Raw genomic sequence first — 13,394 nt, 5'->3', positions numbered from 1 at the left:
CACCGTGGGTACAAAAAACCCTAGCGGAAAGTTCCTGCCAAGGACTTATTGCGAGGGTTTTTCTATATCCTAAGAGAGGAGTCGAGATATGAATACATACTGGAATAAGCCGGCGGAAACAATGGAACGGGAGGAAATGAGCAATCTCCAGGCTGGACGGCTTAAAGAAATTGTCACAAGGTTGTATCGGCAGCAACCGTTTTATCGTTCCAAGATGCAGGAACAGGGGCTGTTGCCAGAGGATGTTGTTACTCTAGAGGATATTAAAAAATTACCGTTTGTTTCCAAACAGGATATGCGGGATAATTATCCCTATGGTTTGTTTGCAGCGCCCATGTCAGAGATTGTCCGGATTCATGCCTCTAGTGGAACTACTGGCAGGCCGACAGTTGTTGGTTATACCAAACGGGATATTGGTATTTGGTCAGAAGTAGCAGCCCGCTCTTTGGTGGCGGCAGGCTTGAGTAAACAGTCCTGTATTCAGATAGCCTATGGTTATGGCTTATTTACTGGCGGTCTGGGTATTCACTATGGTGCTGAGCTATTAGGGGCCTCAGTTATTCCCATATCCAGCGGTAATACTAACAGACAAATTATGCTAATGAAGGATTTTGGTACTACGGCAATTGCTTGTACGCCGTCCTATGCTCTCTACATTGCCGAGACTATGCGGGAGATGGGAATTGATCCTCGGGAAACAAAGCTTAGAACAGGGATATTCGGAGCTGAGCCTTGGACAGAACGGATGCGACAGGCGATTGAAGCACAACTAGGGATTAAAGCCATGGATATCTATGGCTTAAGTGAGATCATTGGGCCTGGTGTGGCCATTGAATGCTCAGAGCAAAATGGCCTGCATATCAGTGAAGACCATTTTTATCCAGAAATTATTAACCCGATTACAGGGGAAGTGCTGCCTGATGGCGAAAAGGGAGAACTAGTGCTTACTACTCTCACCAAAGAAGGCATGCCGATGATTCGCTATCGGACCCGTGACCTTTCGGTATTGCATCGTGAAAAATGCGATTGTGGCCGGACACTGGTTCGAATGAGCAAAGTACTGGGTCGCAGCGATGATATGCTGATTATTCGTGGTGTCAATGTGTTCCCGTCGCAAGTGGAGAATGTACTGCTTGGTATTGGCAACACTTCACCCCATTATCAACTTATTGTTGAGCGCAAGGGTAATCTAGATCATCTTACCGTGTTGGTGGAGCTGACAGAAGAAATGTTCACCGATGAAGTACGTGGGCTTGAAGAATTGGAAGCCAAAATCAAAGGCGAACTGTCCAGTGTCCTTAGTGTGTCGGCTACTGTGCGTCTTGTTGGGCCCAAAACCATTGAGCGGAGCGAAGGCAAAGCCAAACGGGTTATCGATAAACGGGAGCTGTAAAAATTAATATAAAATATGGGAGGTACAGCATGATTATTAATCAATTGTCGGTGTTCGTTGAAAACCAGCCTGGCAAGCTGGCCGAAGTATTAGGGGTACTTCATACACATGAAATTAATATCCGGGCCATGTCGGTTGGCGATACGGCTGACTTTGGCATCTTGAGAATTATTGTTAACGAACCGGAAAAAGTGCAACACGTATTGCGTGGTGCTGGTTTTACTGTCAAGATTACACCAGTAGCTAGCATTATATTAAGCGACCAACCAGGCAGCCTGTTTGAGCAGGTGAGTAAATTGAGCTCAGCTGGCGTAAATGTTGAATATATTTATGCTTTTGCCGCTAATTCGGCTGAGAAGCATGCCCGTGTTGTCCTAAAGGTTGATAATTTGAATTTGGCGGAACGCTTGATCAGTGGTAAGTGTGAAACCTCTGAGGCCTATGGGGATGATGCTTGTGCTACCCCTAACTTCTATTGGTAGTGGTTATTCGTTTCATATAGTGAAATATTCTGTAAAGCTGTAAAGACCTGCGGTCATGCCGCAGGTCTTTTATTATTTACAGCGAATTTTCATATACTATATATTCCGCAGTAAAGATGTTTGCAGGCGCAGGTAGGTGATGCAAAAGTCTTTAACACGTTGTATATATGTTGAGAGGAGGAGTAGATTTGCCACAAATAATAACAATTGGCGAAAGTATGGTCATGATGGTGGCTGACCAAAGTGACTCACTGCAGTTTGTTACCAGTTATACACGTAAAATTGCCGGGGCAGAATCCAATGTTGCTATTGGCTTAGCGCGCCTCGGTCATGATGTCGGTTGGATTAGTGCTATTGGTGATGATCCGTTTGGCACGTATATTCGTAACACCATTCGCGGAGAGGGAGTCGATACTTCTCAGGTTCAAATCCTGACTGAGTACCCGACAGGCATGTTAGTCAAAGAACGTAATGAAATTGGCGATCCTAAGGTATTCTATTATCGTCGGGGCTCGGCGGCAAGTCATATTACGTTAGATATGGTGGATGAAAGCTATTTTTCTGATGCTAAAATTTTACATATTACTGGAATTTTTCCAGCGCTTAGCGAAAATTGCCGGGAAACCTTACTGCAAGCGGTACGGCTTGCCAAGAAACAGGGAGCGATGGTTACCTTTGACCCTAATATCAGACTGAAGTTATGGAATAAGGAAGAAGCCAGAGTTACCTTGCGCAAGTTAGCTAGTCTGTCTGACCTTATTATGCCTGGGCGTAAAGAAGCTGAGATTCTTATTGGGACAGGGGATTGGGATCAGGTAAAGGAGTATTTTCACAACGCTGGCAACCGCTATATTGTCATGAAGGATGGCCCGGACGGCGCCTTTTACTCCCACCAGGAAGGTTGTGAGGTTGTAGAAGCAGGATATGCCAAAGGCTTTCCGGTACGCCGGGTGGTAGATACTGTGGGGGCTGGTGACGGGTTTGCTGTAGGTATTCTGTCAGCTCTCATGGAGGGCCTTAGCTTAAAACAGGCGGTTACCCGGGGTAACGCCATCGGTTCGCTGGCTGTTACTGTGCAAGGAGATGTGGAGGGCTACCCCACCAGACATCAGTTGGAAGAATATCTGGCAGAGTCTTAAAAAACCTCTTGACGAAAGACAATAGTGCTGGTATCCTGTATACAAGATTACATGTTGCGTAAGGAAGTGCGTCTAGGGTTCCGCTGCTTGACAGGACTGGGCCGAGCGACGTAGAATATGGGGACATTTTACCCATGTTACACCGTGAGTATAAAAGGCTCTGCGGAAAGTTTCTTACTTTTTTAGTCTACCAGAATTTATAACGCAATTCTGTAGACATAAGAACGACTAAGGCTTCTGCCGGCGTCCTGAGGGATTTGGCACAAGTCAAGTCTTTTCTTATAAGTGAAGCTTTTTGTCAGGGTATTTTTATAACCATTTTGCAACATATTAATTAAATGCGATGATTGGGAGCAAGGCTTAACATCCTGCTTAAGAGAGCCGGTGGTTGGTGCGAACCGGTGCAGAGAGAAGCTATACTCGCCCAGGAGCTCTTTGTTGAACTGTATAGTGTGGTTTATACACAATATACACTAGGCAACAGCGGTGCCGGCCGTTAGCGGTGAGTCGTGAGAAAAAAATCATGACTAATGAGTCCAAAGTAGGGTGGTACCGCGCATTTAGAGCGCCCCTATGAACAGATACTATATCTGTTCATAGGGGCGCTTTCTGCTATTATGGTACTAAACTAACGGTAAAGGAGAGACTATATGGAGGTGGAAATTGTGCAGTCTAATGTTCTTTCGGTGCTAGTACACAATCAGCCAGGAGTGTTGGTCCGAGTGGCTGGGATGTTTTCACGCAGGGGGTTTAACATTGATAGTTTAACAGTAGGTGTTACCCAGGACCCCGAATTTTCCCGGATGACAGTCGCCGTCAGGGGCAATGAGGCGTTCATTGACCAAGTGAAAAAACAGATTGAAAAGCTGGTGGAAGTAGTAGCTGTACAGATTCTGCCATTTGACCATTCGGTGGTGCGGGGTATGGCCCTTCTAAAAGTCAAGGCTGGCGACAACCGCTCCGAAATTCTGAAACTGGCTGAGGTCTTTCGGGCCAATGTTGTTGATATCTCTGGCAGCACCGTTACCATGGAAGTAACAGGCGAAGATAGCAAAATCAGTGCCTTAACAGAACTATTGATACCCTACGGACTTCTGGAAACCATCCAAACCGGCCTTATAGCGCTGGAACGGGGTGAAAATACAATTCATGAATATAAGGAGAGAAAAAATTATGAGCAAAATGTATTATGAGCAAGACGCACGGTGGGAACTTATTCAAGGGAAAACAGTAGCCATTATCGGTTATGGCAGTCAAGGTCATGCCCATGCCTTAAACTTGAAAGAGAGTGGTGTTAACGTAATTGTTGGTTTGTATGAAGGCAGCAAATCAGCAGCAAAAGCCCGCGAAGCCGGTTTAACCGTTATGAATGTTGCTCAGGCAGTAAAAAATGCTGATATTACCATGATTCTTATTCCAGATGAAAAACAGGGTAAAGTATATGCCGAAGAGATTGCTCCTAATCTAAAACCAGGTTCAGCATTGGCCTTTGCTCATGGTTTTAATATTCACTTCAATCAAATTGTACCTCCTGCGAATGTCGATGTATTTATGGTAGCTCCCAAAGGCCCTGGCCATTTGGTTCGCCGGGTATTTACCGAAGGTAAAGGGGTACCCTGTCTCATGGCCGTATATCAGGATTTTAACGGCAGCACTCAGGATCTGGCACTGGCTTATGCCAAAGGCATTGGCGGCGCGCGGGCCGGCGTATTAACTACTACCTTCAAAGACGAAACTGAATCGGATCTCTTTGGTGAGCAGGCTGTACTGTGTGGCGGCGTAACTGAGCTGATTAAAGCAGGCTTTGATACATTGGTAGAAGCAGGTTATGAGCCGGAAATCGCGTACTTTGAATGTTTGCATGAAATGAAACTGATTGTTGACCTTATCTATGAAGGCGGCATGGCAAATATGCGTTACTCTATTAGTGATACTGCCGAATATGGTGATTATGTAACAAGTCGGCGGATTATTACCGACGAAACCCGTGCAGAAATGAAAAAAGTGTTGGCCGAGATTCAAGATGGTACCTTTGCCCGTAATTGGATACTGGAAAATCAGGTTAACCGACCGATGTTCAATGCCAGACGTCGTCAAGAATCAGAACACAAAATCGAAACTGTCGGCAAAGAATTGCGCGGCATGATGTCCTGGATAAAAAAGTAAGAAGTGCAAAAATATAAAGAAAGCGAGGTAATGATATGGAAGCGCGAAGAATTCAAATATTCGACACCACCCTCCGCGATGGCGAGCAAACGCCGGGAGTAAGCTTACAAACAGAAGAAAAGGTGGAAATTGCTCTAGCACTCGCAAAGTTACAGGTTGACGTCATTGAAGCCGGGTTTCCGGTTGCCTCGCCTGGTGATTTTGAGGCTGTAAGCCAAATTGCCGTCAGGGTAAAAGGCCCGACAATTGCGGCGTTGGCCCGCGCCACTGAAAAGGATATTGAAACAGCATATAAGGCTGTAAAAAAAGCTGAGAAGCCCCGGATACACACCTTTATCGCTACCAGCGATATTCATCTTGAACACAAATTGCAAATAACTCGCGCTGAGCTGCTGGAGCGGGCCGAAAAGGCGGTGCGCTATGCTAAGAGCCTAGTAGCTGATGTGGAGTTTTCGGCAGAAGATGCCTCGCGCTCTGATTGGGATTTCTTATGTCAAGTATATGAGCGGGTCATTGCTGCCGGTGCCAATGTTATCAATGTCCCGGATACGGTGGGCTACACTACTCCGGTGGAATTTGGCGCACTTATCACCTATATCCGCGAACATGTACCTAATATTAATGAAGCCGTTATCAGTGTGCATTGTCATGATGATTTGGGTATGGCAGTGGCTAACTCACTGGCAGCTGTTGCTGCTGGTGCCGACCAGGTGGAATGCACCATTAATGGTCTGGGAGAACGGGCCGGTAATGCGGCCATGGAAGAACTGGTGATGGCATTACAAACCCGTCATGAGTATTACCATGGGGTAACCAATATCAATACCAAACATATTTACCGGACCTCGCGCTTAGTCAGCACGTTGACAGGGATTGCCGTACCGCCGAATAAGGCGGTAGTAGGGGACAATGCCTTTGCTCATGAATCAGGTATTCACCAGCATGGGGTGCTTAATAATCCGCTGACCTATGAGATTATGAGTCCCGAATCGGTAGGCATTAGCCGTAATGCTATTGTACTTGGCAAGCATTCCGGGCGTCATGCTTTTGAAGAACGGCTTAAGCATCTGGGTTATGAGCTGGAAGCGGATGCTATCAATATTCTGTTTGTTAAGTTTAAGGATTTGGCAGATAAAAAGAAGATGGTATTTGACCGGGATATTGAAGCGCTAATTGTGGAAAAAGCAGCGGTAAGACCGGAATGGTATACGCTTACGTATCACCATGTGTCTAGCGGCAACAACATGGTGGCTACAGCCTCCGTGCAGCTGCGGACAAGTGCTGGAGTATTGGAAGCTGCCGGCTGCGGCACCGGTCCGGTAGATGCTGTCTTCAAGGCCATTGAGCAGGCTGTAGGGTTTCCTGTGGGCCTCAAAGACTACCAACTTAAAGCAGTTACAGCTGGCGAAGATGCGCTGGGAGAAGCGACCGCCTGGATTGAGCGGGATGGCCGAATCTTTAGCGGGCGGGGACTGGCTATTGATGTAATTGAAGCAAGTGGTAAAGCCTATGTTAATGCAATCAACAAAATGCTGGCTGTCTGCGGTTTTCCCGCAGTTGAACAAGCCGGCGGGAGGTAATCATCATGGCTAGATCAATGACGATGACAGAAAAAATCTTTGCAGCCCATGCTGGTTTGAGTGAAGTTCAGCCTGGCCAGCTTATCAAAGCTAAGCTGGATCTAGTGTTGGGCAATGATATCACATCACCGCCGGCCATCAAAGAATTTGAACAAATCAGCGACAAAGTATTTGATAAAGATAAAATTGTACTGGTGCCTGACCATTTTACGCCGAATAAAGATATAAAATCGGCCGAGATGGCTAAAACCATGCGAGAATTTGCCAGAAAACAGAATATAACTCATTATTTCGAGGTTGGGCGCATGGGTATTGAGCATGTGCTGCTGCCTGAACAGGGCTTGGTGGCTCCCGGGGAAGTAATTATTGGTGCTGACTCTCATACTTGTACTTATGGCGCAGTCGGCGCATTTGCCACTGGTGTTGGTTCTACCGACATGGCTTGTGCGATGGCCACCGGGGAAACCTGGTTTAAGGTTCCTGCCAGTATTAAAGTGGAACTGACAGGTAAACTTACTAAGTGGGTATCAGGTAAGGATGTAGTGTTAACCCTTATTGGTATGATAGGTGTTGATGGGGCACGTTACCAGTCGCTGGAGTTCGCTGGACCAGGTGTAGCTTCACTTACCATGACCGACAGGCTGACAATTTCTAATATGGCCATTGAAGCTGGGGCCAAGAATGGAATTTTCCCGGTAGATAGCATTACCGAACAATATTTGACAGGCCGGGTTAAACGGGCCTATACGCCTGTGGCTGCTGATCCGGGTGCCGAATATATAAGAACAATTACTATTAACTTAGAAAAGCTTACCCCGGTTGTGGCACTGCCGCATCTCCCGGAAAACGTGCGTCCAGTTAGTGAAATGGCTCCTACCCCCATTAACCAAGTGATTATCGGCTCCTGTACCAATGGTCGGATTGAGGATTTAGCACAGGCAGCCGCCATTTTTGATGGCAAACAGGTGCATGAGGATGTCAGGGCTATCATTATTCCTGGTAGTCAGGATGTGTATTTGGAAGCAGTAAAATTAGGCTATGTTGAGATTTTTGTCAAGGCTGGGGCTGTTGTCAGCACGCCGACCTGTGGTCCATGTCTGGGTGGACATATGGGCATAATGGCCAAAGGTGAGCGGGCAGTGGCAACAACTAACCGTAATTTCCGCGGACGAATGGGGCATGTTGATAGTGAAGTATATCTAGCCAGTCCGGCAGTGGCAGCAGCAAGTGCTGTATTAGGCCGGATTGCCGGTCCTGAGGAGGTAGCATAATGCGGTTTACCGGAAAAGTATGGCGCTATGGCGATAATGTGGACACCGATGTCATTATTCCGGCTCGGTACCTAAATACTGCCGATATGAAAGAACTAGCCCTCCATGCCATGGAGGATATTGACCCGACCTTTGCTGGCAAGGTTAACGAGGGTGACATGATTGTTGCCGGTAAAAACTTTGGCTGCGGATCGTCCCGGGAGCATGCGCCAGGGGCGTTAAAGGCCGCCGGGGTTGCCTGTGTGGTTGCCGAAAGCTTTGCCCGTATCTTCTATCGTAATGCGATTAATATCGGGTTACCGCTTATCGAACTAGGTGAAGGCGATATTAATATCAAGGCTGGTGATATGCTGGCAGTAGACTTAGCTGCTGGCCAGGCCGAGAACCTAGCTTCCGGCGAAAAATTCGCCATACCGGCGTTGCCTGGTTTTATCCAGGATATTGCTCAGGCTGGTGGTCTGGTACCTTATACCCAGCAGCTGCTGGCAAAGAAAAAATAGCAAGTGAATACAAAGAGAAGATTGCTTTGTCCTGTTGGCATTGAGGCAATCTCTCTCCCCAGTGGTGGGTTAGGGAGGTAACAATGAGTAGTAAACATATTGTAGTTATTCCTGGTGATGGCATTGGTGCCGAAATCACAGCAGAAGCCCTGCGGGTGTCGCAAGCGGCAGCAGAGAAATGTGGTTTTAGTTTTACTTATGAAAGTAAGCAGGCCGGCGGGGCCGCTATTGATGCTTATGGCGTACCGCTGCCTGAAGATACGATAGAAGCATGCCGCAAGGCTGATGGTGTATTGTTAGGCGCTGTCGGCGGTCCTAAATGGGATCATGTTGCGCCTGAACTTAGAGCAGAAAAGGCTATTTTGGGTTTGCGTAAATCTCTGGGGCTATACGCCAATTTACGCCCGATCAAGGTATTCCCTGCTTTGTCTGCGCAGTCGCCGTTAAAGCCGGAGATTGTTAGTTCAGTGGATATTTTGATTGTGCGCGAGCTTAATGGCGGCATTTATTATGGGGAACGCGAAGAGGCGACTATTGTTAATGGGGTTGAGCAAGCCTGGGACAAGGAGGGCTATAGCCGTCCCGAGATTGAGCGGATTGTACGCCTGGCCTGCCAGAGCGCTATCGGACGTAAAGGCAGAGTTACCTCAGTGGATAAATCCAATGTACTGGCTACCTCCCGTCTCTGGCGCAAGGTGGCTAATGAAGTAGCAGCAGATTTTGCGCAAGTGGAAATAAATCATATGTATGTAGATAACTGTGCGATGCAGCTGGTATTAAATCCAGGAAGCTTTGATGTACTTGTCACTGGCAATCTGTTTGGTGATATTTTGAGTGATGAAGCTGCCGTACTATCAGGCTCAATTGGTCTTTTGCCATCAGCCAGTCTGGGTGACGGCACTGGGCTATATGAGCCAATCCATGGCTCGGCACCTGATATTGCCGGGCAGGGGCTGGCCAATCCGTTAGGAACCATATTGTCAGCTGCTATGATGTTTAGATTTTCATTAGGCAGTGAAAAAGTTGCTGCCATGATTGAAGCCGCTGTTGATCAGGTTTTAGCTGATGGTTATCGCACTGCAGATATTTATCAACAAGGCTTAACTAAGGTTTCCACCGAAGAAATGGGGCAACAAGTAATTAATCGGTTGAAGTGAGGTGAACCGCTATGCTCATGACAGGTGCGCAAGCTATTGTTGCTTCTCTTATTAAAGAGGGTGTAGACACAGTATTCGGGTATCCGGGCGGAACAAATTTGCCACTGTTTGATGCGCTTTATGATTCAGCGATACACCACGTGCTGACCGTACATGAGCAGGGAGCTGCCCATGCGGCTGACGGCTATGCCAGAGCAAGCGGTCAGGTAGGAGTCTGTCTAGCAACATCCGGGCCAGGAGCTACCAATCTGGTTACTGGTTTAGCCACAGCATTTATGGATTCAGTACCTGTTGTGGCGATTACCGGACAGGTACAGACCAATCTGATTGGCCGGGATGCTTTTCAGGAGATTGATATTACCGGCATTACGATGCCAATCACTAAGCATAATTTCTTAGTTAAGGATATAAAGAAGCTGCCTGAAACTATTTGGCGGGCCTTTGACATAGCTCGCTCAGGACGGCCTGGGCCGGTGCTTGTCGATATACCACGCGATGTTCAAGCTAATAAATATGATTTTACTGATATTGAGTCTGTGTATTCACGTTCAAACCTTGTCAGGCAGTCTCCAGACCTGCCTGCCCGGATAAGCAAGGCAGCCGCAGCCATCAGTGCGGCCAAACGGCCGGTTATTATTGCTGGCGGCGGTTGTATCAATGCTAACGCTGGTGCATCGCTATTCAAATTTGCCGAGTATTGTAATCTGCCTGTTGTTACGACCTTAATGGGTATTGGCGTCTTTCCTGGTGGACATAGCAACCTGTTAGGCATGACCGGTCTGCATGGCCTTAAATCCGCTAATCACGTGGTTTATGATGCCGATGTGCTGATTGTAACAGGCAGCCGATTCAATGATCGGGTAACTGGTGACCGGGCCAGCTACGCTGCCGGCAAAACCATCATTCATATTGATATCGACCCGGCAGAGGTGCATAAAAATGTTGATGCAGCTGTGCCGCTGGTTGGTGAGATGAATATGATTTTGGGGGAGCTGCTTACTGCCGTTAAACCAGGGGACTTGTCGGCTTGGTGGGCAGCCATTCGGCAGTACCAGGCAGAAAGTGAAACCGCTACTCCTGAGGATGTGCTTACAGCGCCTTTCGTTATGAGTGAGCTCAACCGGCAGATTGGCGGGCAAGATGTAATCTATGTTACCGATGTAGGTCAGCACCAGATGTGGGCTGCGCAGTACTTGGAAGTCAAGAGTCCCCGCGGCTTTTTAACGTCCGGCGGTTTAGGAACCATGGGTTTTGGATTGCCGGCCGCCCTTGGCGCACAACTGGCCAGGCCGAATAAGCGGGTCGTTCATATTGTAGGTGATGGCGGACTCAAGATGACAGGCTGTGAACTCTATACTGTGGCGGTCGAGCGGCTGCCGATTATTTCGGTTGTTATCAATAATTACAGCCTGGGGATGGTCAGACAGTTGCAGCATTGCTTTTTCGAAAAACGCTATGCCAACTCGCTGTTACCGTTGCCAATGGACTTTAAGGCGTTTGCTAGTGCTTTTAGCATTCCGGCAGCGGTGACCAACACGCCGGCCGAGTTTAGTGAGGCTCTGGCTGACGCGTGGCAGAGACAAGGCCCTGGACTTATTGTGGCTAATATTGCCACAGAAGACCTGGTGATACCGATGATTGCTCCCGGAGGCGCTATGGATGAGTACGTGAACATGGACTAAGACAAACTTAGGGTGAATATTTTAAAGAGTAGTGGTATTATTACTATAATAATACCACTACTCTTTTTGAAAATGGGGGGGCTAGTGAATGGACCCCGCTGAAGGGATGATTTATGAATACAACTGTTGTAAGGGCGGAAAACCTTGGTAAGACATATGGTGACTTTCGGGCGCTTAAGGGGATTTCATTTAGTATAGATGCCGGGGAATGTTTTGGCTTTTTGGGGCATAATGGTGCAGGTAAGACCACGACTATGCGGATGATGTATGGTATGTCCACTGTAGAAGAGGGCAGGTTATGGCTATTTGACGAGTCCTTCCGGCTGACGCCGCCAAGTATTAAAGCCAGGTTAGGGGTTGTATCTCAGGAAGATAATCTTGATGACGATTTAAACGTTATTGAAAATCTGGAAGTGTATGGCATAATATATGGGCTAACCCGAGTTGAGTCACGGGTGCGAGGCAAAGATTTGCTAGTGTTTATGGGGCTGGAAGATAAGGAAAATAGTAGTATTGAGAGCTTATCAGGCGGTCTAAAGCGTCGTTTGGTTATTGCCAGAGCACTGATAAACCATCCGGATATCGTAATCTTAGATGAACCTACGACTGGACTTGATCCACAAGCCAGGCATTTGGTGTGGCAGAAACTACGAAGTCTCAAAGCGGAGGGGGTAACGTTGATTCTGACTACGCACTATATGGAAGAGGCCGTGCAGCTATGTGACAATCTAGTGGTTATGCATGAAGGCAGTATTCTGGCTAAAGGCAGCCCGCAGTACTTGATAGCAACCTATGTCCGTCCGTATGCGATTGAAGTGCATTTGCCGCTTTCCCAGGTGCCGGAGGGGTTAGCAGATAAAGTAACTGCCGAGGGTGGCGAGGTAATCCGAGTGCTTGATAGTTTGTTTTTGTATGCAGATGATGGGGAAAAATTATGGAATAGCCTTGAGGGCTGGGGAGTACCCAAGTATGCTTGTTTGCTGCGACCGTCCAATTTGGAAGATGTATTTTTGAAACTTACTGGCATGGGGGAAGACGCATAATGGCAGCCATACGAATTTTTGCCCGTCATATGGCGGTATTCCGTAAGATTTGGTTTACTAATATTATGTTTAATTTTATTGAGCCACTGCTCTATCTGACCGCTATGGGCTATGGACTGGGAACCTTTGTGCAGGATATGGAGGGCATGACCTATCTGCAATATATTGCGCCGGGGATGGTGGCTTCTTCGGCGATGTTTGCCGCTTCTTTTGAGTGTACCTATGGCAGCTTTATCAGGCTGCATTATCAAAAGACGTTTCAGGCCATGCTGGCAGGCCCGGTTACTGTTCGTGATATTGTAGCCGGGGACATTATGTATGCCACCTTTAAGAGTATGGTGTTTGGGCTGGTCATTCTAACAGTTATTAGTGGTTTAGGTCAGGTTCAGTCCTGGTGGGCGCTCTTTATTCCCCTGTTTCTTGTTATTCCCGGGCTAACGTTTTCGCTATTGGCTATTTGCTATACAGGCATAACTGCCAATATTGATAACTTTAATTACTACATTACCTTGTTCTTGACGCCAGCGTATCTCTTTTCCGGGGTGTTTTTCCCCATCAATTCGATGCCCGGTTGGGTGGAGGCAGTGGCCTGGATTAATCCCATTTTTCATAGTGTTGAGGTTTGCCGGGCCATGGCATTAGGAAACATTAACCCCGGCCTGCTGGTGCATGCCGGGGTGCTCGCGTTATTTGCTATGGTGCTAATGCCGTTGGCAGTACGATTAATGACTAAACGGCTTATTGTCTAAGTCGGTAGTATAGTTTATGTAACACCCCGGGGTAACCCGGGGCAATATTAATGGCAGCTAAGGCGGTTAGGCGTTTTGAGTCGAGTAATTTTGGGGAGAGTATCTGAGACAAAAGTAACCCGTCCGCAGGTGCGGCAGTGGGTGGTGCCATACATGGTATGATCTAAATGGGTCTCAGGGCACCCGGTAATTGTATGCCATAACCAGCGTAGTATAATCGACATTGTCTCAA

Annotated in this window: 13 protein-coding genes and 1 other annotated feature; of the genes, 12 read left to right on the top strand and 1 reads right to left on the bottom strand. The window is 47.4% G+C overall.

Translation table 11 applies throughout. The features are described 5' to 3' along the window. Positions 1-88: 88 nt before the first annotated feature. The 12 genes from ACZ449_RS19810 to ACZ449_RS19755 all read left to right on the top strand — a co-directional run bounded on the left by ACZ449_RS19810 (position 89) and on the right by ACZ449_RS19755 (position 13,162). Entirely contained in the window at positions 89-1,393 is a 1,305-nt protein-coding gene (locus ACZ449_RS19810) for a phenylacetate--CoA ligase family protein (protein WP_464257781.1), read from the top strand. 29 nt (positions 1,394-1,422) lie between these two features. Further along, positions 1,423-1,875, top strand: a complete 453-nt coding sequence (locus ACZ449_RS19805; protein ID WP_464257780.1) for an ACT domain-containing protein — start codon at positions 1,423-1,425, stop codon at positions 1,873-1,875. Positions 1,876-2,063: 188 nt separating this feature from the next. Next, positions 2,064-3,014: a sugar kinase gene (locus ACZ449_RS19800; protein ID WP_464257779.1), complete on the top strand. Its 951-nt coding sequence runs from the start codon at positions 2,064-2,066 to the stop codon at positions 3,012-3,014. A gap of 334 nt (positions 3,015-3,348) precedes the next feature. Beyond that, positions 3,349-3,590 (top strand) — a binding site (T-box leader). Positions 3,591-3,664: 74 nt separating this feature from the next. Further along, positions 3,665-4,207 (top strand): acetolactate synthase small subunit, encoded by a 543-nt coding sequence (ilvN, locus tag ACZ449_RS19795; RefSeq protein WP_464257778.1) that lies wholly within the window; start codon positions 3,665-3,667, stop codon positions 4,205-4,207. Then, positions 4,188-5,180, top strand: coding sequence for a ketol-acid reductoisomerase (gene ilvC, locus ACZ449_RS19790; protein ID WP_464257777.1), 993 nt, complete (start codon positions 4,188-4,190; stop codon positions 5,178-5,180). Before ilvN ends, ilvC begins: the two co-directional genes overlap by 20 nt. A 35-nt stretch (positions 5,181-5,215) precedes the next feature. Continuing rightward, positions 5,216-6,760: a 2-isopropylmalate synthase gene (locus ACZ449_RS19785; protein WP_464257776.1), complete on the top strand. Its 1,545-nt coding sequence runs from the start codon at positions 5,216-5,218 to the stop codon at positions 6,758-6,760. A gap of 5 nt (positions 6,761-6,765) precedes the next feature. After that, entirely contained in the window at positions 6,766-8,031 is a 1,266-nt protein-coding gene (gene leuC, locus ACZ449_RS19780) for a 3-isopropylmalate dehydratase large subunit (RefSeq protein ID WP_464257775.1), read from the top strand. After that, on the top strand, positions 8,031-8,531 hold the full coding sequence (locus ACZ449_RS19775; protein WP_464257774.1) for a 3-isopropylmalate dehydratase small subunit: 501 nt from the start codon (positions 8,031-8,033) through the stop codon (positions 8,529-8,531). Before leuC ends, ACZ449_RS19775 begins: the two co-directional genes overlap by 1 nt. Before the next feature lie 83 nt (positions 8,532-8,614). After that, positions 8,615-9,688 carry a 3-isopropylmalate dehydrogenase gene (leuB, locus tag ACZ449_RS19770; protein WP_464257773.1) on the top strand — a complete coding sequence of 358 codons (1,074 nt, stop codon included), beginning with the start codon at positions 8,615-8,617 and terminating at the stop codon, positions 9,686-9,688. A 17-nt stretch (positions 9,689-9,705) separates the two neighbouring features. Further along, a complete protein-coding gene (gene ilvB / locus ACZ449_RS19765) occupies positions 9,706-11,370 on the top strand; it encodes a biosynthetic-type acetolactate synthase large subunit (protein WP_464261906.1) in 1,665 nt (554 codons plus the stop codon). Between the two features lie 113 nt (positions 11,371-11,483). After that, complete coding sequence (locus tag ACZ449_RS19760) at positions 11,484-12,413, top strand: ABC transporter ATP-binding protein (RefSeq protein ID WP_464257772.1); 930 nt, start codon at positions 11,484-11,486, stop codon at positions 12,411-12,413. Next, positions 12,413-13,162: an ABC transporter permease gene (locus tag ACZ449_RS19755; RefSeq protein WP_464257771.1), complete on the top strand. Its 750-nt coding sequence runs from the start codon at positions 12,413-12,415 to the stop codon at positions 13,160-13,162. The genes ACZ449_RS19760 and ACZ449_RS19755 overlap by 1 nt, the downstream gene beginning before the upstream one ends. Positions 13,163-13,209: 47 nt before the next feature. Here the strand turns inward: ACZ449_RS19755 and ACZ449_RS19750 are convergent, their stop codons facing one another. After that, a complete protein-coding gene (locus ACZ449_RS19750; RefSeq protein WP_464257770.1) occupies positions 13,210-13,386 on the bottom strand; it encodes a hypothetical protein in 177 nt (58 codons plus the stop codon). Positions 13,387-13,394: the final 8 nt, after the last annotated feature.

The sequence above is a fragment of the Desulfosporomusa polytropa genome (assembly GCF_055380075.1).
Note: the sequence above shows the minus strand (reverse complement) of the source record. Positions and strands in the feature narration are given on the sequence as shown.